Source organism: Kitasatospora sp. NBC_00458 (assembly GCF_036013975.1).
In the GTDB taxonomy this organism is placed as follows: Bacteria; Actinomycetota; Actinomycetes; order Streptomycetales; family Streptomycetaceae; genus Kitasatospora.
The window spans coordinates 6,359,897-6,382,778 of record NZ_CP107904.1; the positions used below are offsets into that span (position 1 = coordinate 6,359,897).

A 22,882-nucleotide genomic window follows, 5' to 3' on the forward strand; every position below is an offset into this window, starting at 1 on the left:
CGGCGCCGCACGGCGGCCGGGGCCGGGCGGCTCACCGGGGCGGGTCATCTTTGTCGGTGGCGGGTCGTACGGTGGACACGTGCGCCCCATCACGAACATCGAGCGGTCAGAGACGCCCTTCGAGGTCGTCAGTCCCTACCAGCCCAACGGCGACCAGCCGGCGGCCATCGCCGAGCTGGAACGCCGGGTCCGGGGCGGCGAGAAGGACGTCGTCCTGCTCGGTGCCACCGGTACCGGCAAGTCGGCCACCACGGCCTGGATGATCGAGAAGCTCCAGCGCCCCACCCTGGTGATGGCGCCGAACAAGACCCTGGCCGCCCAGCTCGCCAACGAGTTCCGCGAGCTGCTGCCGAACAACGCGGTCGAGTACTTCGTCTCGTACTACGACTACTACCAGCCCGAGGCGTACGTCCCGCAGACGGACACCTACATCGAGAAGGACTCCTCGATCAACGAGGAGGTCGAGCGGCTGCGCCACTCCGCCACCAACTCGCTGCTCACCCGCCGGGACGTGGTCGTGGTCGCCTCCGTCTCCTGCATCTACGGCCTCGGCACCCCGCAGGAGTACGTGGACCGGATGGTGCGGCTCAAGGTCGGCGAGGAGATCGACCGCGACATCCTGCTCCGCCGCTTCGTCGACATCCAGTACACCCGCAACGACCTCGCCTTCACCCGCGGCACCTTCCGGGTCCGCGGCGACACCATCGAGATCTTCCCGGTCTACGAGGAACTCGCCGTCCGGATCGAGATGTTCGGCGACGAGATCGAGGCGCTGTACACCCTGCACCCGCTGACCGGCGAGATCATCAGCCAGGACGACTCCGTCCACGTCTTCCCGGCCTCGCACTACGTCGCAGGCCCGGAGCGGATGGAGCGCGCCGTCGGCGACATCGAGAAGGAGCTGGAGCAGACCCTCGCGCGGATGGAGAAGCAGGGCAAGCTGCTGGAGGCCCAGCGGCTGCGCATGCGCACCACCTACGACCTGGAGATGCTCCGCCAGATCGGCACCTGCTCCGGCGTCGAGAACTACTCGATGCACTTCGACGGCCGCGAGCCCGGCTCCCCGCCGAACACCCTGCTCGACTACTTCCCGGAGGACTTCCTCCTGGTCATCGACGAGTCGCACGTCACCGTCCCGCAGATCGGCGCGATGTACGAGGGCGACGCCTCGCGCAAGCGCACCCTGGTCGAGCACGGGTTCCGGCTGCCCTCCGCGATGGACAACCGCCCGCTGAAGTGGGAGGAGTTCCAGCAGCGGATCGGCCAGACCGTCTACCTCTCCGCCACCCCCGGCCAGTACGAGCTGTCCCGGGGCGACGGCCAGGTCGAGCAGATCATCCGCCCGACCGGCCTGATCGACCCCGAGGTGATCGTCAAGCCCACCGAGGGCCAGATCGACGACCTGGTGCACGAGGTCCGCAAGCGGGTGGAGCGGGACGAGCGCGTCCTGGTCACCACCCTGACCAAGAAGATGTCCGAGGACCTCACCGACTACATGCTCGGCCTCGACATCCGGGTCCGGTACCTGCACAGCGACATCGACACGCTGCGCCGGGTCGAGCTGCTGCGCGAGCTGCGGGCCGGCGAGTACGACGTGCTGGTCGGCATCAACCTGCTCCGCGAGGGCCTGGACCTCCCGGAGGTCTCCCTGGTGGCGATCCTGGACGCCGACAAGGAGGGCTTCCTGCGCTCCGGCACCTCGCTGATCCAGACCATCGGCCGTGCCGCCCGCAACGTCTCCGGGCAGGTCCACATGTACGCGGACCGGATCACCCCGGCGATGGAGAAGGCCATCGGGGAGACCAACCGCCGCCGGGTGGTCCAGCAGGCGTACAACAAGGAGCACGGGATCGACCCGCAGCCGCTGCGGAAGAAGATCGGCGACATCCTGGACACCCTCGCCCGCGAGGAGGTGGACACCGACCAGCTGCTCTCCACCGGCTACCGCGGTGCCGGGGCCAAGGGCGGCAAGGCGCCGGTCCCGGCCCTGGGCAAGGACCGCAAGCCGGCCAAGTCGATGCCGGCCGCCGAGCTGGCCGAACTGATCCAGTCGATGACCGAGCGGATGCACGCGGCGGCGACGGACCTCCAGTTCGAGGTCGCGGCCCGGCTGCGGGACGAGGTCAAGGAGCTGAAGAAGGAGCTGCGGCAGATGCGCGAGGCCGGCATCGCCTGAGCGGCCTCCCGCGGCCTCCCGCGGCGTGCCGCCGGGCCCCGCCGGGCGTGGCCGGTTCCGTTCCCGGTCAAGCCCGGCGGTGTCTCAGCCCTGCCACAAAGGGGTACACGGCGATCGAAGCGTTCTGCCGCAGGGCCTAGGCTGGCCTGCGGTGCCGCCGCTGGACGGGGCGGCCGCAACAGGGGGCCTCAGCCGGGGGACGGCAACGGGGTGTTCCACCGTGGAGCCTGCGCGGGGATCGACCGCGCGGCTGGGCAGAGAGGACACATCGCCGTGTCGGTGACACTTGCCAAGGGTCAGCGGGTCAGCCTCCAGAAGGGGTCGGGCGAGACGCTCACCGTGGTCCGGATGGGCCTCGGCTGGGAGGCGGCGCCCCGCCGCGGCCTGTTCGGCAGCCGGACCAGGCAGATCGACCTGGACGCCTCGGCCCTGCTGTACGCCGAGCGGACCCCGTCCGACGTGGTGTTCTTCCAGCACCTGGAGAGCGCCGACGGCTCGGTCAGGCACACTGGGGACAACCTGGTCGGCGGAGCCGGCGCGGGGGAGGACGACGAGGCGATCCTGGTCGACCTGGCGCACGTGCCGCCGCAGATCACCCAGGTGGTGTTCACGGTGAGCTCGTACACCGGGCAGACCTTCGCGGAGGTCCGGAACGCGCACTGCCGGCTGGTCGACGAGTCGACCGGGCTGGAGCTGGCCCGGTACGAGCTGACCGGCGGCGGTCCGCACACCGGGCAGATCATGGCGAAGGTGTTCCGCGAGGAGTCCGGCGGCTGGGGGATGCAGGCGATCGGGGCCCCGGCCCGCGGCCGGACCTTCCAGGACCTGCTGCCCGCCATCGAGCCGTTCCTGTAGCGGCCGGAGCCGGATCGGGCGCGGGCGCCGGTACGGGCCCCGGAGCCCGGGCGGCTTTACCTTCTTTACCTTTCCTTGGGATTGCTGTTACCCTCGTTGGCAGCGGAGGGGAGTATTCCCCCGCAGTCGTCCCCGTCATCACGGGTGCCCCCAGCGGCACCCCGGGGCGCTGGTCCGCGGGCGCGCCGTAGCGCGTCCGACGGGCGGAAGAGACCTCCGGCAGTGACGATGACTGTCTCGCCTACCTGCCGGAGGAGCAGTAGTGGACGTTTCCGTAAGCCTGTGGGTCGGCACGATCGTGGTGCTTTTGGCACTGATCGTGGCCGATTTCTTCATCGGCGGCCGAAAGCCGCACGAGGTGTCGATCAAGGAAGCCGGTATCTGGACCACGGTCTGGATCGTGCTGGCGGCACTCTTCGGCGGGTTCCTCTGGTGGCACTCCGGCGCGCAGCCGGCCGGTGAGTTCTTCGCCGGGTACATCACCGAGAAGTCGCTCAGTGTCGACAACCTGTTCGTGTTCATCCTGATCATGAGCAAGTTCGCGGTGCCGAGGATCTACCAGCAGCGCGTGCTGATGTTCGGTGTGATCATCGCCCTGGTGCTCCGGGCGATCTTCATCGCCGGCGGCGCGGCCCTGGTCACGCAGTTCTCCTGGGTCTTCTTCATCTTCGGCGCCTTCCTGATCTGGACGGCGTGGAAGCTGATCAAGGAGGCGCGCTCCGACGAGGAGGACGAGGAGTTCGAGGAGAACCGCCTGCTCAAGACGATCGAGCGGCGCTTCCCGTCGACCGACAAGTACCACGGCACCAAGCTCTTCATCCGGGAGAACGGCCGCCGGCTGATGACCCCGATGCTGATCGTCATGCTGGCGATCGGCACCACCGACGTCCTGTTCGCGCTGGACTCGATCCCGGCGATCTTCGGCCTGACCCAGGACCCGTACATCGTCTTCACCGCCAACGCCTTCGCGCTGATGGGTCTGCGCCAGCTGTACTTCCTGATCGGCGGCCTGCTGAAGAAGCTGGTCCACCTCTCGTACGGCCTGTCGGTGATCCTCGGCTTCATCGGCGTGAAGCTGGTGCTGCACGCGGCGCACGAGCAGGGCGCCCACGTCCCGGAGATCGGCATCCCGTTCTCGCTGGGCTTCATCGTGGTGGTGCTCGCCGTCACCACCGTGACCAGCCTGATGGCCTCGAAGAAGGCCGAGCGGGCCGAGGCGGCGGAGAAGATCGACGCCTGACCCCGTCCCCGAGCGCAGCGGGCCCGCGACCGAGCAGTGGTCGCGGGCCCGCTGTCGTCCCGGAAGGCCCTGGGCGGGCCGCCGGCGGGCCTACCAGCCGCGCTCCTGCCAGACGGGCAGGTTCGGGCGCTCGGCGCCCAGGGTGGTGTCGTTCCCGTGGCCGGGGTAGACCCAGGCCTCGTCCGGCAGCGCGTCGAAGAGCTTCTCGTTGACGTCCCGGAAGAGGGTCCGGAAGGCCTCCGGGTCGCCCCAGGTGTTCCCCACGCCGCCCGGGAAGAGGCAGTCGCCCGTGAACACGTGCGGGTGCCCCTGCGGGTCGTCGTAGACCAGCACGATCGCACCGGGGGTGTGGCCGACCAGGTGCCGGACGGTCAGCTCGCAGCGGCCCACCCGCAGGGTGTCGCCGTCGTCGAGCGGCAGGTCGGTCGGCACCTCGACGGCCTCGGCGTCGATCCGCCCGGCGGCGGTGCGGGCGCCGGTGGCGGCCACCACCTCGGCCAGCGCGCCCCAGTGGTCGTGGTGCCGGTGGGTGGTGACCACGGTGGCGAGGTTCTCGCCGACGGTCTCCAGCAGGACCGGTGCGTCGGCCGCCGCGTCGATCAGCAGCTGCTCGTCGGTGTCGCGGCAGCGCAGCAGGTAGGCGTTGTTGTCGTACGGTCCGACCGCCACCTTGGTGATGATCAGATGGGCCAGCTCGCGCACGTCCGGCGGTCCGCCGACCTTGACCGCTCCGTGGTACGTCATCCGTCCGCTCCTCGTGGTGTGGGTTGCCCTGACAGCATCTCGCCTCCGGGGCGGTCAGCCCAGCGGGGGGAGGACCGGCAGGGCGGCGGGACCGTCGGCGAGCGGGGCGCCGCCGCGGTGGACCAGGAGCCCGTCGCCCGCGGAGCGGCCGGAGAGCCAGGCGGTGAGCGCCCGGACCGGGCCCTCGGCGGTCAGCGCGGGCGCGTCGCCGGCGGAGCCGATCAGGGCCTCGTCCGCGGTGTCCCCGGCCACCAGCCGGACCGCCGGGAGGTCCGCGGCGCCCGCGAGCCGGCCCGCCAGCCGCCGGAACTCCGCCACCGCGAAGGACTCCGGCCAGTCCGCGGGCGTGTGGCCGGCGGCCAGGTCGACGTGGTGGTACTCGACCTCCATCAGCCGCTTCCACGGGATGTCGTACGCCGGGAAGTCGTAGCCGGACCGGTGCCGGACCGAGGCCGTCCAGGCGGTGCCGGGCAGCTTCGCGGCCGCGGCGGCGAAGCTCCGGTGGGTGTCCTCCAGGTCGTCGAGCTGGACCTCCGGCGGGCGGCCCGCGCCGTCCTCGATGCCCTGGTCGCGGGCCTCCTCGCTGGCGTACTGCGGGATGTCGGTGCCGGTGCGGGCGCCGTCGAGCAGGTTGACCAGCGAGTCGGCGTTCCGGGCGAGGTGGGCCAGCACGTGGCCCCTGGTCCAGCCGGGCAGGGCGGACGGCTCCGCCAGGGCCGCGGGGTCCAGCGCCCTCACGGTCCGCAGCAGGGCGTCGGTGCTCGCGGCCACCCCGCGCAGCCGCTCGCCCGCGAGGTCGGCGGCCCGGTCGGCGGCCGCGTCGGCGCTCCCGCCGGCGCTCTGGAGGGTGGTCTCGGACTCGCTCATCGGATGCGCTCCCCGTCGGAGTGGTCGGCGGCGTTGCCCGGACGGGGCCTCGCTCGTTGACGAGGGTGACGCTATCTCCCCGTGTCGTGGCTGAGCAGGGGTTTTCCCGAACCGCCACCGTCAGCGCCCGGCGAGCGCTTCACTCGTTCGGGTGGACCCGGCTGGACGAGCTCGATAATCGAACGCGTGAGCTAGTAGGCTGACTGGCGCATCCTGGAAGAAGCAACGCATCACATTCCAGCCCTCTCGCCCGGAGAAAGGCGCCAGAAGCAGTGGCCGACCGCCTCATCGTCCGCGGTGCTCGCGAGCACAACCTCAAGAACGTCTCGCTCGACCTGCCCCGCGACTCCCTCATCGTCTTCACGGGCCTCTCCGGGTCCGGTAAGTCCTCGCTGGCCTTCGACACGATCTTCGCCGAAGGGCAGCGCCGCTACGTCGAGTCGCTGTCCTCCTACGCCCGCCAGTTCCTCGGGCAGATGGACAAGCCCGACGTCGACTTCATCGAAGGCCTCTCCCCGGCCGTCTCGATCGACCAGAAGTCCACCAACCGCAACCCCCGCTCGACCGTCGGCACAATCACCGAGGTCTACGACTACCTCCGCCTGCTGTTCGCCCGGATCGGCAAGCCGCACTGCCCGCACTGCGGCCGCCCGATCGCCAAGCAGTCCCCGCAGGCCGTCGTGGACAAGGTGCTGGCGCTCGCCGAGGGCACCCGCTTCCAGGTGCTCAGCCCGGTGGTGCGCGAGCGCAAGGGCGAGTTCGTCGACCTCTTCGCCGACCTCCAGTCCAAGGGCTACGCCCGGGCCCGGGTGGACGGCGAGACGGTCCAGCTCGCCGAGCCGCCCAAGCTCAAGAAGCAGGAGAAGCACACGGTCGAGGTGGTCATCGACCGCCTCACCGTCAAGGAGAGCGCCAAGCGCCGCCTGACCGACTCGGTGGAGACCGCCCTGCGGCTCTCCGGCGGCATGGTCGTGCTCGACTTCGTCGACCTCCCGGAGGACGACCCCGAGCGCGAGCGGATGTACTCCGAGCACCTGTACTGCCCCTACGACGACGTGTCGTTCGAGGAGCTGGAGCCGCGCTCGTTCTCCTTCAACTCGCCGTTCGGCGCCTGCCCGGACTGCTCCGGCCTCGGCAACCGGATGGAGGTCGACCCGGAGCTGGTCGTCCCCGACGACGAGAAGTCGCTGGACGAGGGCGCCATCCACCCGTGGTCCGGCGGCCACACCAAGGAGTACTTCCAGCGCCTGATCGACGCGCTCGCCGGCGAGCTCGGCTTCCGCACCGACATCCCCTGGGCCGGGCTCCCGGCCCGGGCGAAGAAGGCGCTGCTGTACGGCCACAAGCACCAGGTCGAGGTCCGCTACCGCAACCGGTACGGGCGCGACCGCTCGTACACCACGGGCTTCGAGGGCGCGGTGCCGTTCATCCAGCGCCGGCACACCGAGGCCGAGAGCGACTCCAGCCGCGAGCGCTTCGAGGGCTACATGCGCGAGGTGCCCTGCCCGACCTGCCAGGGCACCCGGCTCAAGCCGGTGGTGCTGGCCGTCACCGTCGAGGGCCGCTCGATCGCCGAGGTCTCCTCGATGTCGATCAGCGACTGCTCCGACTTCCTCGGCGCGATGAAGCTCAACGCCCGGGACAAGCAGATCGCCGAGCGCGTCCTCAAGGAGGTCAACGAGCGGCTCCGCTTCCTGGTCGACGTCGGCCTGGACTACCTCTCGCTCAACCGGGCGGCCGGCACCCTCTCCGGCGGCGAGGCCCAGCGCATCCGGCTCGCCACCCAGATCGGCTCCGGCCTGGTCGGCGTGCTCTACGTGCTGGACGAGCCGTCCATCGGCCTGCACCAGCGCGACAACCACCGGCTGATCGAGACCCTCGTCCGGCTCCGCGACATCGGCAACACCCTGATCGTCGTCGAGCACGACGAGGACACCATCAAGATGGCCGACTGGGTGGTCGACATCGGCCCCGGCGCCGGCGAGCACGGCGGCAAGGTGGTCCACTCCGGCTCGCTGAAGCAGCTGCTCGCCAACAAGGAGTCGCTCACCGGCCAGTACCTCTCCGGCAAGCGCTCCATCCCGATCCCGGCCACCCGCCGCGAGCGGGACAAGAAGCGCCAGCTGACCGTCCACGGCGCCCGCGAGCACAACCTCAAGGACGTCACGGTCGGCTTCCCGCTCGGCACCTTCACCGCGATCACCGGCGTCTCCGGCTCCGGCAAGTCGACCCTGGTCAACGACATCCTCTACACCCACCTCGCCCGGGAGCTGAACGGCGCCCGCACGGTGCCCGGCCGGCACACCCGGATCACCGGCACCGACCAGGTGGACAAGGTGGTGCACGTCGACCAGTCGCCGATCGGCCGGACCCCGCGCTCCAACCCGGCCACCTACACCGGCGTCTTCGACCACGTCCGGCGGCTCTTCGCGGAGACCCAGGAGGCCAAGGTCCGCGGCTACCTGCCCGGCCGGTTCTCCTTCAACGTCAAGGGCGGCCGCTGCGAGAACTGCTCCGGCGACGGCACCATCAAGATCGAGATGAACTTCCTGCCGGACGTCTACGTGCCGTGCGAGGTCTGCCACGGCGCCCGGTACAACCGGGAGACGCTGGAGGTGCACTACAAGGGCCGGTCCATCGCCGAGGTGCTGGACATGCCCATCGAGGAGGCCCTCGGCTTCTTCGAGGCCGTCCCGGCGATCGCCCGGCACCTGCGGACGCTCAACGACGTCGGCCTCGGCTACGTCCGGCTCGGCCAGTCCGCGCCGACCCTCTCCGGCGGCGAGGCCCAGCGCGTCAAGCTCGCCTCCGAGCTGCAGAAGCGCTCCACCGGCCGGACGGTCTACGTGCTCGACGAGCCGACCACCGGTCTCCACTTCGAGGACATCAGCAAGCTGATCACGGTGCTCTCCGGGCTGGTGGACAAGGGCAACACGGTGATCGTGATCGAGCACAACCTCGACGTGATCAAGACCGCCGACTGGATCGTCGACATGGGCCCTGAGGGCGGCTCCGGCGGCGGCACGGTCGTCGCCGAGGGCACCCCGGAGCAGATCGCGGCCGTCTCCGAGAGCCACACCGGCAAGTTCCTCCGGGACATCCTGCCGGGCGAGTTCGAGGAGGCCCCGGCCGCCCCGGTCAAGGCCAAGGCACCGCGCAAGCGCGCCGCCGCCCGGAAGTAGACCGGAAACCGCCCCGGCCGCCCCCCGACGCACGGGGGGCGGCCGGATAAACGCGGCATAGACTTCCGCCCGGCCCGCCAGCAGCCGGGCCGTCGCGGCCGCGCACACCCCCGCAGCCGCGGTGCCACCCGCCAGACCAGGAGCACCCTCATGCCCGAGGCCCCCGACAGCCTGCCGGCCGACAGCCCCGCCACCTCCCGCCGCACCCTGCTCTGCGGCGCCGCGGCCGTCCTCGCCGCCGGGGGCACGCTGGCCGTCTCCGGCTGCTCCTCGTCCTCCTCCGACTCCTCCGCCGCCAAGACCCCGGTGGACGTCGGCCCGGCCTCCGCCGTGCCGGTCGGCGGCGGCACCGTCTACCGCGAGAAGAAGATCGTCGTCACCCAGCCCGCCGAGGGCCAGTACAAGGCGTTCAGCGCCAAGTGCACCCACGCCGGCTGCATCGTCGACCAGGTCAAGAACCAGAAGATCCAGTGCCCCTGCCACGGCAGCCTGTTCGGCATCACCGACGGCGCCGTGCTGGACGGCCCGGCCCCCACCCCGCTGCCCGAGTACACCGTGGCGGTCGAGGGCGGCAACCTCAAGGTGACCCCGCGCTGAAGCAGTTGATCTCCTCTCCGAAGCCCCGGCCCGACTCGGTACGGTGGACCCATGGCTGACCCGTCCACCTACCGCCCGGCGCCGGGCGCCATCCCCGTCTCGCCGGGCGTCTACAAGTTCCGCGACGCCCACGGGCGGGTCATCTACGTCGGCAAGGCCAAGAGCCTGCGCCCGCGGCTCTCCTCGTACTTCCAGGACCTCGCCGGACTGCACCCGCGCACGGCGACCATGGTCACCACCGCCGCCTCGGTGGAGTGGACCGTGGTCGCCACCGAGGTCGAGGCGCTCCAGCTGGAGTACTCCTGGATCAAGGAGTTCGACCCCCGCTTCAACGTCAAGTACCGCGACGACAAGAGCTACCCCGAACTGGCGGTCACCCTCGACGAGGAGTACCCGCGGGTCCAGGTCATGCGCGGCGCCCACAAGAAGGGCGTGCGCTACTTCGGCCCCTACGGCCACGCCTGGGCGATCCGCGAGACCGTCGACCTGCTGCTGCGGGTCTTCCCCGTCCGCACCTGCTCCAACGGCGTCTTCAAGCGCGCCCGCCAGGTCGGCCGCCCCTGCCTGCTCGGCTACATCGGCAAGTGCGCCGCCCCCTGCGTCGGGAAGGTCACGCCCGAGGAACACCGCGCCCTGGCCGAGGACTTCTGCGACTTCATGGCCGGCCGCACCGGCAACTACCTGCGCCGCCTGGAGGGCGAGATGCAGGAGGCCGCGGCCGACATGGAGTACGAGAAGGCTGCCCGCCTGCGGGACGACATCGGCGCGCTCAAGCGGGCCATGGAGAAGAACGCCATCGTCCTCGCCGACGCCACCGACGCCGACCTGCTGGCCGTCGCCGAGGACGAACTGGAGGCCGCCGTCCAGATCTTCCACGTCCGCGGCGGCCGGGTCCGGGGCCAGCGCGGCTGGGTCACCGACAAGGTCGAGGACGTCGACACCGCCGGCCTGGTCGAGCACGCCCTCCAGCAGCTCTACGGCGGCGCCCGCGAGGACGAGAGCGGCGGGTCCGTCCCCCGCGAGGTCCTGGTCCCCGCCCTGCCCGACCCGGCCGGGCCGGCCCGCGACTGGCTGAGCGGCCTGCGCGGCAGCCAGGTCGACCTGCGGGTGCCGCAGCGCGGCGACAAGAAGGACCTGATGGCCACCGTGCAGCGGAACGCCCAGCAGGCGCTCGCCCTGCACAAGACCAAGCGCGCCTCCGACCTCACCACCCGCAGCCGCGCCCTCCAGGAGATCGCCGACGCGCTGGAACTGGACTCCGTCCCGCTGCGCATCGAGTGCTTCGACATCTCCCACCTCCAGGGCGAGGACGTGGTCGCCTCGATGGTCGTCTTCGAGGACGGCCTGGCCCGCAAGAGCGAGTACCGCCGCTTCCAGATCAAGGGGTTCGAGGGCCAGGACGACGTCCGCTCGATGCACGAGGTGATCAGCCGCCGGTTCCGCCGCTACCTCCAGGAGCGCGAGCGGACCGGTGAGTGGGCCGTCCCCGAGGAGGGGCCCGAGGACGAGCCCGGCACCGCCGAGGTGCCGGGCGGCCCGGTCGACCCGGAGACGGGCCGCCCGCGCCGCTTCGCCTACCCCCCGCAGCTGATCGTCGTCGACGGCGGACAGCCCCAGGTCGCCGCCGCCCAGCGGGCCCTGGACGAACTCGGCATCGACGACGTCGCCCTCTGCGGCCTCGCCAAGCGCCTGGAGGAGGTCTGGCTGCCCGGCGAGGACGACCCGGTCGTGCTCCCGCGCAGCAGCGAGGGCCTCTACCTGCTCCAGCGGGTCCGCGACGAGGCCCACCGCTTCGCCATCGCCTACCAGCGCGGCAAGCGTTCCAAGCGACTCACCGCCGGAGAACTGGACTCCGTCCCCGGGCTCGGCGAGACTCGCCGTCAGGCGCTGCTCAAGCACTTCGGCTCGCTGAAGAGGCTCCGGGCGGCCACCGTCGACGAACTCTGCGCGGTCCCCGGCATCGGCCGGCGGACGGCGGAGACAGTTGCGGCGGCGTTGTCGTCCCGTACACCTGCCGCACCGGCCGTGAACACCGCCACTGGCGAGATCATCGAGGACGGTGCCGACGAGCCGGCGCCCGCGGCGCCCGAGACCGCACCCATCCGGGAGACGCCATGACGGCCGACGCCGCCCGTCAGCCGGCGCGCCCCGCGCTCACTCGCCCGAGTGAGCCGGGGAAGCTTGCCAGCGCGACGCGCGTTCTCCATTGCAGAACCACCGAGAGCGGGGAACCGAAGTGACCGTGTCCGATTACGGGGGCACCGCCCGGCCGGAGGCCGGCGGGGAGAACACCCCTGAGCTGGTGATCATCTCCGGCATGTCCGGAGCCGGCCGCTCCACCGCCGCCAAGTGCCTGGAGGACCTGGGCTGGTTCGTGGTGGACAACCTGCCGCCGGCCCTCATCCCGACCATGGTCGACCTCGGCGCCCGGTCCCAGGGCAACGTCGCCCGGATCGGCGCCGTCGTGGACGTCCGCGGCCGGCAGTTCTTCGACGACCTGCTGACCTCCCTGGACGAGCTGGAGAAGCGCGGCGTCCGGCTCCGCGTGGTCTTCCTCGACTCCTCCGACGACGCCCTCGTCCGCCGCTTCGAGAGCGTGCGCCGCCCGCACCCGCTCCAGGCCGAGGGCCGGATCGTCGACGGCATCGCCCAGGAGCGCGACCTGCTGCGCGAGCTGCGCGGCGAGGCCGACCTGGTGATCGACACCTCCAACCTCAACGTCCACCAGCTGCGCGCCAAGCTCGACGCCCAGTTCGCCGACCACGACGAACCCGAGCTGCGGGCCACCGTGATGTCCTTCGGCTTCAAGTACGGCCTGCCCGTCGACGCCGACCTCGTGGTGGACTGCCGCTTCCTGCCCAACCCGCACTGGGTGCCCGAGCTGCGGGCCCGTACCGGCACCGACTCCGACGTCGCCGACTACGTCTTCCAGCAGCCCGGCGCCAACGAGTTCCTCAACGGCTACGCGGAGCTGCTGCGCATCGTCACCGAGGGCTACCGCCGCGAGGGGAAGCGCTACATGACGCTTGCCGTAGGCTGCACCGGTGGCAAGCACCGCAGCGTCGCGATGTCCGAGCGGCTGACGAAACGTCTCATCTCGGACGGCGTCGAAACGGTGCTCGTCCACCGTGACATGGGACGGGAGTAGCCGCCGCATCCCTGCCGGGCCGCCGGCGGAGGTCGGCGGCCGGCAAGAGGAACGCGAGGTAGGTGTGACGGGATACGTGCCCGGGCGGCAGTTTCAGAACAAGACCGCCGACCGGAGCGGGGTGGCGGCCCGGTCCTACGCGACCGGCCGGCCCCGCACCGGGGCGGCCCGCACCAGCCCGGCCCGTCCCCACCAGACGCCCCGGACCAACCAGGCGCCCAGGATCACCGCGCTCGGCGGCGGACAGGGCCTGTCCGCCTCACTGTCCGCGCTGCGCCGGCTCACCACCGACCTGACCGCCGTGGTCACCGTCGCCGACGACGGCGGCTCCAGCGGCCGGCTCCGCGAGGAGCTGGGGGTGCTGCCCCCGGGCGACCTCCGCAAGGCGCTGGCCGCGCTCTGCGGCGACGACGACTGGGGCCGCACCTGGTCCGAGGTGATCCAGCAGCGCTTCACCGGCAGCGGCGAGCTGGGCGGCCACGCCGTCGGCAACCTGCTGATCGTCGCGCTCTGGGAGAAGCTCGGGGACCCGGTCGCCGCCCTCGACTGGGTCGGCCGGCTGCTCAACGTCCAGGGCCGGGTGCTGCCGATGTCGGCCGTCCCGCTGGACATCGAGGCGGTCGTCCGCGGCCACGACCCGGAGTACCCGGCCGAGCTGGCCGCCGTCCGCGGCCAGGCCAGCGTCGCGGTGACCCCGGGCACCGTGCAGTCGGTCCGGCTGCTGCCGGACGAGCCGCCGGCCGTCCCCGAGGCGGTCACCGCCGTCCGCGAGGCGGACTGGGTGGTGCTCGGCCCCGGCTCCTGGTTCACCAGCGTGCTGCCGCACCTGCTGGTGCCCGAGCTGGCCAAGGCGCTGGTCGAGACCCGCGCACGCCGCCTGCTCACCCTGAACCTGGCCCCGCAGCCCGGCGAGACCGAGGGCTTCACCCCGCAGCGTCACCTGGAGGTCATCGCCGACCACGCCCCCGCCCTCGCGGTGGATGCGATCCTGGTGGACGAGCGCGCCGTCACCGGCGGCGCCTTCGGCCAGGCGGACCTGGCCGGCCTGGAGAAGGCCGCCGAGCGGATGGGCGCCGCCCTGGTGCTCGGCCGGGTCGCCCGTACCGACGGCACGCCGCGACACGACCCGGAGCTTCTGGCGGCAGCGTACGACCGGATTTTCCGGACACATGGAAGGATCGGGCCATGGCGATGACTCCAGCGGTGAAGGACGAAATCAGCCGGCTCCCGGTCACCCGGGCCTGCTGCCGCAAGGCGGAGGTGTCGGCGATCCTGCGATTCGCGGGCGGGCTGCACATCGTGAGCGGTCGCATCGTGATCGAGGCGGAGCTGGACACCGGCGCTGCCGCCCGGCGTCTGCGCAAGGACCTGCTGGAGATCTTCGGACACTCCTCGGACCTGGTCGTGATGGCCCCCGGCGGCCTGCGGCGCGGCAGCCGGTACGTGGTCCGGGTGGTCAAGGACGGCGAACTGCTGGCACGGCAGACCGGGCTCGTGGACGGCCGCGGCCGCCCGATCCGGGGCCTGCCCCCGGCCGTGGTCTCCGGCGCCACCTGCGACGCCGAGGCGGCCTGGCGCGGGGCCTTCCTCGCGCACGGCTCGCTCACCGAGCCCGGCCGCTCCTCCTCGCTGGAGATCACCTGCCCCGGCTCCGAGGCGGCCCTCGCCCTGGTCGGCGCCGCCCGCCGGCTCGGCATCCCCGCCAAGGCCCGCGAGGTGCGCGGCGTGGACCGGGTGGTGATCCGCGACGGCGACGCCATCGGCGCGCTGCTCACCCGCCTCGGCGCCCACGAGTCGGTGCTCGCCTGGGAGGAGCGCCGGATGCGGCGCGAGGTGCGGGCCACCGCCAACCGGCTCGCCAACTTCGACGACGCCAACCTGCGCCGCTCGGCCCGGGCCGCGGTCGCGGCCGGCGCCCGGGTGCAGCGCGCGCTGGAGATCCTCGGCGAGGAGGTGCCCGAGCACCTGGCCGCCGCGGGCCAGCTGCGGATGCAGCACAAGCAGGCCTCGCTGGAGGAGTTGGGCGCCCTCGCCGACCCGCCGCTGACCAAGGACGCGGTGGCCGGCCGGATCCGCCGGCTGCTGGCGATGGCCGACAAGCGCGCCTCCGAACTGGGCCTGCCGAGCACCGAGGCCAACCTGACGGACGAGATGGCACTCAACTGACTCTTGACGATCGCGTTCGGTGATGATCTCCCCGCCGGTGCCCGTACCTCGGGCACCGGCGGTGCCGTGTCCGGGGACTGGGACGGGGGCTCCCGCCGGAGGGTCCGCGGCCCCGGGACCAACTGCCCGGGAGGGCAAGGACGGAAGGCCCGAAGGTGCCCGGATCACGCGCCACGCCAGGGGTTGCGGAGCGAGCTGATGTGCTCTACCCGGCCTAGGAGGGGTAGGGTCATAGGCGGTCGGGGACATCCCAAATTCCACCCCGTCGGCATAGCGTCCGGCGTACCTAACGAGGAGATCGGTTCGTGACGATCCGGGTAGGCATCAACGGATTCGGCCGCATCGGCCGCAATTTCTTCCGTGCGGTTCAGGCCCAGGGCGCGGACATCGAGATCGTCGGTGTCAACGACCTGACCGACACCAAGACCCTGGCGCACCTGCTCAAGTACGACTCGATCCTGGGCACCTTCCAGGGCGAGGTCTCGCACACCGCTGACAGCATCACCGTCGACGGCAGGACCTTCAAGGTCATCGCCGAGCGCGACCCGGCCAACCTCCCCTGGGGCGAGCTGGGCGTGGACATCGTCATCGAGTCGACCGGCATCTTCACCAAGGCCGAGGCGGCCAAGAAGCACGTCGCCGCCGGTGCCAAGAAGGTCATCATCTCGGCGCCCGCCACCGACGAGGACATCACCATCGTCATCGGTGTCAACGACGACAAGTACGACCCGGCGAACCACACGATCATCTCCAACGCCTCCTGCACCACCAACTGCGTGGCGCCGCTGGCGAAGGTGCTGAACGAGAACTTCGGCATCGTCAAGGGTCTGATGACCACGGTGCACGCGTACACCAACGACCAGGTCACCCTGGACTTCCCGCACAAGGACCTGCGTCGCGCCCGCGCCGCGGCCCTCAACATCATCCCGACCTCGACGGGTGCCGCCAAGGCGACCGCCCTGGTCCTGCCCGAGCTCAAGGGCAAGCTGGACGGCACCTCGCTGCGCGTCCCGGTCCCGACCGGTTCGATCACCGACCTGGTCGTCACCCTGGAGCGCGACGTCACCGTCGCCGAGGTCAACGAGGCCTTCAAGAAGGCCTCGGAGACCACCCTCAAGGGCATCCTGCAGTACACCGAGGACCCGATCGTCTCCTCCGACATCGTGAACTCGCCGTTCTCCACGATCTTCGACTCGCTGATGACGATGGCCCAGGGCAACCAGGTCAAGATCTTCGGCTGGTACGACAACGAGTGGGGCTACTCGAACCGCCTCGTCAACCTGACCACCCTCGTCGGTGGCCGGCTCTGACGCAGCGGGAGCTGATGTGAAGTAGGGGGGAGGGCCCGGAAGGCATGTGCGAAGCCGACCGGGCCCTCCGTCTGCGCACCCTCAACTCCCTTTTGACGGCCCGCCGTTGTGCCGTCGCCTGCTCCATCTTCTCGCCAGGAGACCGAAGACCGTGAAGACCATCGAAGACCTGGACGTCGCCGGCCGGCGCGTGTTCGTCCGCGCGGACCTGAACGTCCCGCTGTCCGGCGGCGCGATCACCGACGACGGCCGGATCCGCGCCGTCGCCCCGACCATCGCCAAGCTCGTCGAGCGCGGCGCGAAGGTCGTCGTCGCCTCCCACCTCGGCCGCCCGAAGGGCGAGCCGGACCCGCAGTTCTCCCTCGCGCCGGTGGCCGACCGCCTCGGCGAGATCCTCGGCAAGCCGGTCGCGTTCGCGACCGACACCGTGGGCGAGAGCGCGAAGGCCACCGTCGCCGCCCTGGCCGACGGCGAGGTCACGCTGCTTGAGAACCTGCGCTTCAACGCCGGTGAGACCAGCAAGGACGACGCCGAGCGCGGCGCCTTCGCGGACGAGCTGGCGGAGCTGGCCGACCTCTACGTCGGCGACGGCTTCGGTGCGGTGCACCGCAAGCACGCCTCGGTGTTCGACCTGCCGGCCCGCCTGCCGCACGCGGTCGGCGACCTGATCGCCACCGAGGTGGGCGTGCTCAAGCGCCTCACCGAGGAGGTCGAGCGCCCGTACGTGGTGGTGCTCGGCGGCTCCAAGGTCTCCGACAAGGTCGGCGTGATCGACAACCTGCTCGGCAAGGCCGACCGCATCCTGATCGGCGGCGGCATGGCGTACACCTTCCTCAAGGCCAAGGGCCACGAGGTCGGCATCTCGCTGCTGCAGGAGGACCAGATCCCGACGGTCCTGGACTACCTGAAGCGCGGCGAGGAGAGCGGCGTCGAGTTCGTGCTGCCGGTGGACGTCGCGATCTCCGCGAAGTTCCCGGACACCAAGACGCACGCGCCGGTCGAGGACTTCGAGGTCGTGGACGCCGACGGCATCCCGGCCGACAAGGAGGGCCTGGACATCGGCCCGAAGACCCGCGAGCTCTTCGCGGCGAAGCTGGCCGACGCGAAGACGGTGTTCTGGAACGGCCCGCTGGGCGTCTTCGAGCACCCGGCCTTCGCCGAGGGCACCAAGGCCGTCGCCCAGGCACTGGTCGACGGTGACGCGTTCTCCGTGGTCGGTGGCGGCGACTCCGCCGCGGCCGTCCGCATCCTGGGCTTCGACGAGACGAAGTTCGGGCACATCTCGACCGGCGGTGGCGCGAGCCTTGAGTACCTGGAGGGCAAGACCCTTCCCGGTCTCGCCGCCCTGGAAGGCTGAGAAAGCAATGACTGAGCGTCTCCCGCTGATGGCGGGCAACTGGAAGATGAACCTCAACCACCTTGAGGCCATCCAGCACACCCAGAAGCTGGCCTTCGCGCTGGCCGACAAGGACTACGAGTCGGTCGAGGTGGCCGTCCTCGTGCCGTTCACCGACCTCCGCTCGGTGCAGACCCTGGTCGACGGCGACAAGCTGAAGATCAAGTACGGCTCGCAGGACATCTCGCAGCACGACTCCGGTGCGTACACCGGCGAGGTCTCCGGCCCGATGCTGGCCAAGCTCAAGTGCACCTACGCGGTGATCGGCCACTCGGAGCGCCGCCAGTACCACGGCGAGAACGAGGAGATCGTCAACGCCAAGGTGAAGGCCGCCTACCGCAGCGGGGTCACCCCGATCCTCTGCATCGGCGAGCCGCTGGAGGTCCGCAAGGCCGGCACCCACGTCGAGCACACCCTGGCCCAGCTCGACGGCGCCCTGAAGGACGTCCCGGCCGGCCAGGCCGAGTCCATCGTGGTCGCCTACGAGCCGGTCTGGGCGATCGGCACCGGCGAGGTGGCGACCCCCGAGGACGCCCAGGAGGTCTGCGCCGCCATCCGCGTGCGGATCGCCGAGCTGTACGACGCCGAGCTGGCCGGGAAGGTCCGGGTGCTGTACGGCGGCTCGGTCAAGTCCTCCAGCGCGGCCGGCCTGATGGCCAAGCCGGACGTCGACGGCGGCCTGATCGGCGGTGCCTCCCTGGACGCCGACGAGTTCGTCAAGATCGTGCGGTACCGTGACCAGGCAGTAGGCTAACGCCGCCGCAGCAACGTAGGCTTTGGGGCCGGACCGCCGTGCGCGGTCCGGCCCCTTCGCCGAAGATACGAGAGAGTTGGTCCCGTCGTGGTTATCGGGTTCTCGATTGCCCTGATCGTCTTCAGCCTGCTGATGATCCTCCTGGTGCTGCTGCACAAGGGGAAGGGCGGCGGCCTGTCGGACATGTTCGGCGGCGGCGCGATGTCGACCGGTGGCGGCTCGGCAGTGGCCGAGCGCAACCTGGACCGCATCACGATCGTGGTCGGACTCGGCTGGTTCGCGTGCATCATGGTGCTGGGCCTGGTCATGAAGTACAAGAGCTGACGTACCTCTGACGCCCCGTCGCCCCGCGGCCTATGCTGGAACGGTCCGGGGCGGAGCCGGTGGTGGCGCATCCTTAACTCCTGCTTACACTAGGACGACTTTCGCCACCGACGCGCATCGCGGCGGGTCGGCGCACCAGCACGCAGGGAGTCAGACCGTGGCAAGTGGCAACGCCATCCGTGGCAGCAGGGTCGGAGCCGGCCCGATGGGTGAGGCGGAGCGCGGCGAATCCGCCCCCCGCAACCGGATCTCCTTCTGGTGTGCCAACAAGCACGAGACCCGCCCGAGCTTCGCGGCCGAAGCGGTCATCCCGGAGACCTGGGACTGTCCGCGGTGCGGCTTCCCGGCCGGCCAGGACGAGCACAACCCGCCCGCGCCGTCCCGCAACGAGCCGTACAAGACCCACCTCGCCTACGTCCGCGAGCGCCGCACCGACGCCGACGGCGAGGCGATCCTCGCGGAGGCGCTGGCCAAGCTCCGCGGCGAGATCTGAGCGCCGGGCTGCTGCGGGCCACGGGACGACACGAAGGGCGTCACCGTTCGGGAGAACGGTGACGCCCTTCGCGCGTGCTCAGGCCGAGGCCGGCGGGTACAGCTGGGGCGGCAGCTGGGCCGCCGCGGAGCGGTCCAGCAGCCACAGCGTGCGACCGCGCCCGTACGCGCCGGAGGCGGGCGCCTGGAGCTCGCCGGGGCCCGACAGGGCCAGCGCGACCGCGCCCGCCTTGTCCTCGCCCGCCGCCAGCAGCCAGACCTCGCGCGCCGCCCGGATCGCCGGGAGGGTGAGCGAGATCCGGGTCGGCGGGGGCTTCGGCGCGCCGCGCACGCCGACCACCGTCAGTCCGGTCTCCCGGACGCCCGGGTGCTCGGGGAAGAGCGAGGCGACGTGGGTGTCCGGGCCGACGCCGAGCAGCAGCACGTCGAAGGCGGGGACGCCGAGCCGGTCGCCCGGTCCGGCCGCCTTCGCCAGCTCCTCCGCGTACCGTGCGGCGGCCGTCTCGACGTCCGAGCCGTCCACGCCGTCCGAGGCGGGCATCTCGTGCACCCGCGCCGGGTCGAGCGGGACGGCGTCCAGCAGTTCGGCCCGGGCCTGGACGGCGTTGCGCTCCGGGTCGGCGGCGGTCACGAACCGCTCGTCGCCCCACCAGAGGTCGAGCCGCGCCCAGTCGACCGCGTCCCGCGCCGGGGAGGCGGCGATGGCGGCCAGCAGGGCGTTGCCGTTCCGTCCGCCGGTGAGCACCACCGAGGCGGTGCCGCGGGCGGCCTGGGCGTCCACGATCCGGGTGATCAGCCGGGCCGCGGCGGCCTGGGCCATCAGCTCCTTGTCCCGGTGGACGACCAGCTGCGGGGTGGCGGCCGTCATGCCCCCGCCTTCTTGGCGGACCGCTTGCCGGAGGCCTTCTTCGCGGTGACGGGCGCGGGCGCCTTCTTCGCGGGGGCGGGCTTCTCGGCGGGCGCCTTCTTCGCCGGGGCGGGCTTCTCTGCGGGCGCCTGCTTCGCGGGGGCGGGCGCCTCGGCGGGCGCCTGCTTGGCGGGTGCGGGCGTCTCGGCGGCCACCGCGGCCTCGGCCGCAGCCGCCACGGCCGCCACGGCGACCTCGGCGGCGGCCGCCTCGACCACCGGAGCCGGCTCGTCGGACGGTTCGCGCAGCCGGTCCACCGGCGTGCGCACGGCCGCCGCGTAGATGTCGTCCGGGTCGAGGCGGCGCAGCTCCTCGGCGATCAGCTCCGAGGTCTCGCGCCGCTTGAGCGCCACCTGGCGGTCCGGCGAGCCGGGCATGCTGAGCGTGCCCATCAGGCCGTCCGGGCGGTCCAGGGTGATGTCCCCGTCCGTGGTGCGCAGGTGCACCGCGGTGATGCCCGGGCCGTTGGTGACGACCCGCTCGACCGGCACGTGCAGCCGGGTGTGCAGCCAGAGGCCGAGCAGCTCGACGCTGGGGTTGTACGACTCGCCCTCGACCACCGCGGAGGTGATCGTGGACGGCCGCTGGTCCAGGGCGGCGGCCAGCATCGAGCGCCAGCCGGTGATCCGGGTCCAGGCCAGGTCGGTGTCGCCGGGGGTGTAGCTCTGCGCCCGCTGGGCGAGCTGGCCCACCGGGGACTCGGCCGTGACCGCGTCGGTGATCCGGCGCTGGGCGATCGAACCCAGCGGGTCCTGCGCCGGGTGCAGCGGCGCATTCTCGGGCCACCAGACCACGACCGGGGCGTCCGGCAGCAGCAGCGGCAGGACGACCGACTGCGCGTGCGAGACCAGCTCGCCGTGCATGCGCAGGATGACCGTTTCGCCGGAGCCGGCGGCGGAGCCGACCAGGATCTCGGCGTCCAGGCGGGTCTCGGCGCGGGCCCGGGGCGAACGCCCGGCGCGCTTGATGACCGCCAGGGTGCGCGAGGGGTGCTCGCGGGAGGCGTCGTTGGCGGCCTTGAGGGCGTCGTAGGCGCTGCCCTCGTCGGTCACGATCACCAGGGTGAGCACCATGCCGGCGGCGGTGGACCCGCTGGCCCGGCGCGCCTCCATCAGGGCGGCGTTGATCTTGCTGGACGTGGTGTCCGTGAGGTCGATCTTCATGGCCGGCGCCAGCTCCTGCCGTCTCGTGCGAGCATCTCGTCACCCTCGACCGGGCCCCAGGTGCCGGCCGGGTACTGGGCGGGCTTCCCGTGGGAGTCCCAGTACTTCTCGATCGGGTCGAGGATCTGCCAGGAGAGCTCGACCTCCTGGTGGCGCGGGAACAGGTTGGCGTCGCCGAGCAGCACGTCGAGGATGAGCCGCTCGTACGCCTCCGGGGACGACTCGGTGAAGGACTCGCCGTAGGCGAAGTCCATCGTGACGTCGCGGACCTCGAAGGAGGTGCCCGGCACCTTGGAGCCGAACCGCACGGTGACGCCTTCGTCCGGCTGGACCCGGATGACCAGGGCGTTCTGCCCCAGCTCCTCGGTCGCGTAGGAGTCGAACGGCAGGTACGGGGCGCGCTGGAAGACCACCGCGATCTCGGTGACCCGGCGGCCGAGCCGCTTGCCGGTGCGCAGGTAGAACGGCACGCCCGCCCAGCGGCGGTTGTTGATCTCCAGCTTGATGGCCGCGTAGGTGTCGGTCCGCGAGTCCGGGTTGATGCCGTCCTCGTCGAGGTAGCCGACGACCTCCTCGCCGCCCTGCCAGCCGGACGCGTACTGGCCGCGCACGGTGTGCCTGCCGAGGTCGGCCGGGAGCTTGACGGCGCTGAGCACCTTGAGCTTCTCGGCCACCAGCGCCTTCGGGTGGAAGGACGCCGGCTCCTCGATGGCGGTGAGCGCCATCAGCTGGAGCAGGTGGTTCTGGATGACGTCCCGGGCGGAGCCGATGCCGTCGTAGTAGCCGGCCCGGCCGCCGATGCCGATGTCCTCGGCCATGGTGATCTGCACGTGGTCGACGTACGACCGGTTCCAGATCGGCTCGAACATCTGGTTGGCGAAGCGGAGCGCCAGGATGTTCTGGACGGTCTCCTTGCCCAGGTAGTGGTCGATCCGGAAGACCTCGTCCCGGGGGAAGACCTCGTGGACGATCCGGTTCAGCTCCTGGGCGGACTCCAGGTCGTGGCCGAAGGGCTTCTCGATGACGGCCCGGCGCCAGGAGCCCTGGGGCGGGTCGGCCAGTCCGTGCTTCTTCAGCTGCTGGACGACGGTCGGGAAGAACTTCGGCGGGACGGACAGGTAGAAGGCGAAGTTGCCGCCGGTGCCCTGCGCCTTGTCCAGCTCCTCGATGGTGGCGCGGAGCTTGTCGAAGGCGTCGTCGTCGTCGAAGTCGCCCTGGACGAAGCGCATGCCCTTGGCGAGCTGCTGCCAGACCTCCTCGCGGAAGGGGGTGCGGGCGTGGTCCTTGACCGCGTCGTGCACCTCCTTGGCGAAGTCCTCGTCCTCCCACTCGCGGCGGGCGAAGCCGACGAGCGAGAAGCCCGGCGGCAGCAGGCCGCGGTTGGCCAGGTCGTAGATGGCCGGCATCAGCTTCTTGCGGGACAGGTCGCCGGTGACCCCGAAGATGACCAGGCCGGACGGCCCCGCGATGCGCGGGAGCCGCCGGTCGGTGGGGTCACGAAGCGGGTTGACGGGGGCCGGCGTGGGGTCGCCTGCGTCCGAGTCCGACGTCAACTCAGGGA

Annotated in this window: 19 protein-coding genes; 14 read left to right on the forward strand and 5 right to left on the reverse strand. The window is 71.4% G+C overall.

Annotated features, from left to right (window positions below):
* Nucleotides 1-79: 79 nt before the first annotated feature.
* The 3 genes from uvrB (at nt 80) to OG550_RS26585 (ending at nt 4,271) form a co-directional block, all read left to right on the forward strand.
* Nucleotides 80-2,176, forward strand: a complete 2,097-nt coding sequence (gene uvrB, locus OG550_RS26575; RefSeq protein WP_327681642.1) for an excinuclease ABC subunit UvrB — start codon at nt 80-82, stop codon at nt 2,174-2,176.
* Nucleotides 2,177-2,449: 273 nt separating this feature from the next.
* Nucleotides 2,450-3,031, forward strand: coding sequence for a TerD family protein (locus tag OG550_RS26580; RefSeq protein WP_327681644.1), 582 nt, complete (start codon nt 2,450-2,452; stop codon nt 3,029-3,031).
* A 262-nt stretch (nt 3,032-3,293) separates the two neighbouring features.
* Nucleotides 3,294-4,271, forward strand: a complete 978-nt coding sequence (locus OG550_RS26585) for a TerC family protein (protein ID WP_327681646.1) — start codon at nt 3,294-3,296, stop codon at nt 4,269-4,271.
* A gap of 90 nt (nt 4,272-4,361) precedes the next feature.
* Here the strand turns inward: OG550_RS26585 and OG550_RS26590 are convergent, their stop codons facing one another.
* Nucleotides 4,362-5,015 (reverse strand): MBL fold metallo-hydrolase, encoded by a 654-nt coding sequence (locus OG550_RS26590; protein ID WP_327681648.1) that lies wholly within the window; start codon nt 5,013-5,015, stop codon nt 4,362-4,364.
* A 54-nt stretch (nt 5,016-5,069) separates the two neighbouring features.
* Nucleotides 5,070-5,882 carry a maleylpyruvate isomerase family mycothiol-dependent enzyme gene (locus OG550_RS26595; protein WP_327681650.1) on the reverse strand — a complete coding sequence of 271 codons (813 nt, stop codon included), beginning with the start codon at nt 5,880-5,882 and terminating at the stop codon, nt 5,070-5,072.
* A 272-nt stretch (nt 5,883-6,154) separates the two neighbouring features.
* Between OG550_RS26595 and uvrA the strand changes: the two genes are divergently transcribed.
* From uvrA to OG550_RS26650, 11 genes are all read left to right on the forward strand, one after another.
* Nucleotides 6,155-9,064 (forward strand): excinuclease ABC subunit UvrA, encoded by a 2,910-nt coding sequence (uvrA, locus tag OG550_RS26600; RefSeq protein WP_327681652.1) that lies wholly within the window; start codon nt 6,155-6,157, stop codon nt 9,062-9,064.
* A gap of 150 nt (nt 9,065-9,214) precedes the next feature.
* The gene (locus tag OG550_RS26605) at nt 9,215-9,661 is read left to right on the forward strand and encodes a Rieske (2Fe-2S) protein (RefSeq protein WP_327681654.1); all 447 of its coding nucleotides are present in this window, start codon (nt 9,215-9,217) and stop codon (nt 9,659-9,661) included.
* 51 nt (nt 9,662-9,712) lie between these two features.
* On the forward strand, nt 9,713-11,779 hold the full coding sequence (gene uvrC / locus OG550_RS26610) for an excinuclease ABC subunit UvrC (protein ID WP_327681656.1): 2,067 nt from the start codon (nt 9,713-9,715) through the stop codon (nt 11,777-11,779).
* Nucleotides 11,780-11,897: 118 nt separating this feature from the next.
* Nucleotides 11,898-12,809, forward strand: a complete 912-nt coding sequence (gene rapZ / locus OG550_RS26615) for an RNase adapter RapZ (RefSeq protein WP_327681657.1) — start codon at nt 11,898-11,900, stop codon at nt 12,807-12,809.
* 121 nt (nt 12,810-12,930) lie between these two features.
* Nucleotides 12,931-14,004, forward strand: coding sequence for a gluconeogenesis factor YvcK family protein (locus OG550_RS26620; protein WP_442906178.1), 1,074 nt, complete (start codon nt 12,931-12,933; stop codon nt 14,002-14,004).
* The gene (whiA, locus tag OG550_RS26625) at nt 13,995-14,975 is read left to right on the forward strand and encodes a DNA-binding protein WhiA (RefSeq protein ID WP_148642545.1); all 981 of its coding nucleotides are present in this window, start codon (nt 13,995-13,997) and stop codon (nt 14,973-14,975) included. Before OG550_RS26620 ends, whiA begins: the two co-directional genes overlap by 10 nt.
* A gap of 305 nt (nt 14,976-15,280) precedes the next feature.
* Nucleotides 15,281-16,285 carry a type I glyceraldehyde-3-phosphate dehydrogenase gene (gene gap / locus OG550_RS26630; RefSeq protein WP_327681661.1) on the forward strand — a complete coding sequence of 335 codons (1,005 nt, stop codon included), beginning with the start codon at nt 15,281-15,283 and terminating at the stop codon, nt 16,283-16,285.
* A 151-nt stretch (nt 16,286-16,436) separates the two neighbouring features.
* Nucleotides 16,437-17,642: a phosphoglycerate kinase gene (locus OG550_RS26635; protein WP_327681663.1), complete on the forward strand. Its 1,206-nt coding sequence runs from the start codon at nt 16,437-16,439 to the stop codon at nt 17,640-17,642.
* A gap of 7 nt (nt 17,643-17,649) precedes the next feature.
* Nucleotides 17,650-18,435, forward strand: a complete 786-nt coding sequence (gene tpiA, locus OG550_RS26640) for a triose-phosphate isomerase (protein ID WP_327681665.1) — start codon at nt 17,650-17,652, stop codon at nt 18,433-18,435.
* A gap of 87 nt (nt 18,436-18,522) precedes the next feature.
* The gene (secG, locus tag OG550_RS26645; protein WP_327681667.1) at nt 18,523-18,759 is read left to right on the forward strand and encodes a preprotein translocase subunit SecG; all 237 of its coding nucleotides are present in this window, start codon (nt 18,523-18,525) and stop codon (nt 18,757-18,759) included.
* 205 nt (nt 18,760-18,964) lie between these two features.
* Nucleotides 18,965-19,252: an RNA polymerase-binding protein RbpA gene (locus OG550_RS26650; protein WP_243436955.1), complete on the forward strand. Its 288-nt coding sequence runs from the start codon at nt 18,965-18,967 to the stop codon at nt 19,250-19,252.
* A gap of 78 nt (nt 19,253-19,330) precedes the next feature.
* Here OG550_RS26650 and pgl read toward each other — a convergent pair whose 3' ends face one another.
* The 3 genes from pgl to zwf are packed head-to-tail and all read right to left on the reverse strand — an operon-like array spanning nt 19,331 to nt 22,874.
* Complete coding sequence (gene pgl, locus OG550_RS26655; RefSeq protein ID WP_327681670.1) at nt 19,331-20,119, reverse strand: 6-phosphogluconolactonase; 789 nt, start codon at nt 20,117-20,119, stop codon at nt 19,331-19,333.
* On the reverse strand, nt 20,116-21,321 hold the full coding sequence (gene opcA / locus OG550_RS26660) for a glucose-6-phosphate dehydrogenase assembly protein OpcA (protein WP_327681672.1): 1,206 nt from the start codon (nt 21,319-21,321) through the stop codon (nt 20,116-20,118). The genes pgl and opcA overlap by 4 nt, the downstream gene beginning before the upstream one ends.
* Nucleotides 21,318-22,874 carry a glucose-6-phosphate dehydrogenase gene (gene zwf, locus OG550_RS26665; RefSeq protein WP_327684162.1) on the reverse strand — a complete coding sequence of 519 codons (1,557 nt, stop codon included), beginning with the start codon at nt 22,872-22,874 and terminating at the stop codon, nt 21,318-21,320. The genes opcA and zwf overlap by 4 nt, the downstream gene beginning before the upstream one ends.
* Between the last annotated feature and the right edge of the window lie 8 nt (nt 22,875-22,882).

Coding starts and splice junctions, on each gene's coding strand:
- OG550_RS26590 (WP_327681648.1), bottom strand. CDS start 5,015: ATGACGTACCACGGAGCGGTCAAGGTCGGCGGACCGCCGGACGTGCGC.
- opcA (WP_327681672.1), bottom strand. CDS start 21,321: ATGAAGATCGACCTCACGGACACCACGTCCAGCAAGATCAACGCCGCC.
- uvrC (WP_327681656.1), top strand. CDS start 9,713: ATGGCTGACCCGTCCACCTACCGCCCGGCGCCGGGCGCCATCCCCGTC.
- OG550_RS26595 (WP_327681650.1), bottom strand. CDS start 5,882: ATGAGCGAGTCCGAGACCACCCTCCAGAGCGCCGGCGGGAGCGCCGAC.
- tpiA (WP_327681665.1), top strand. CDS start 17,650: ATGACTGAGCGTCTCCCGCTGATGGCGGGCAACTGGAAGATGAACCTC.
- pgl (WP_327681670.1), bottom strand. CDS start 20,119: ATGACGGCCGCCACCCCGCAGCTGGTCGTCCACCGGGACAAGGAGCTG.
- OG550_RS26650 (WP_243436955.1), top strand. CDS start 18,965: ATGGGTGAGGCGGAGCGCGGCGAATCCGCCCCCCGCAACCGGATCTCC.
- OG550_RS26605 (WP_327681654.1), top strand. CDS start 9,215: ATGCCCGAGGCCCCCGACAGCCTGCCGGCCGACAGCCCCGCCACCTCC.
- whiA (WP_148642545.1), top strand. CDS start 13,995: ATGGCGATGACTCCAGCGGTGAAGGACGAAATCAGCCGGCTCCCGGTC.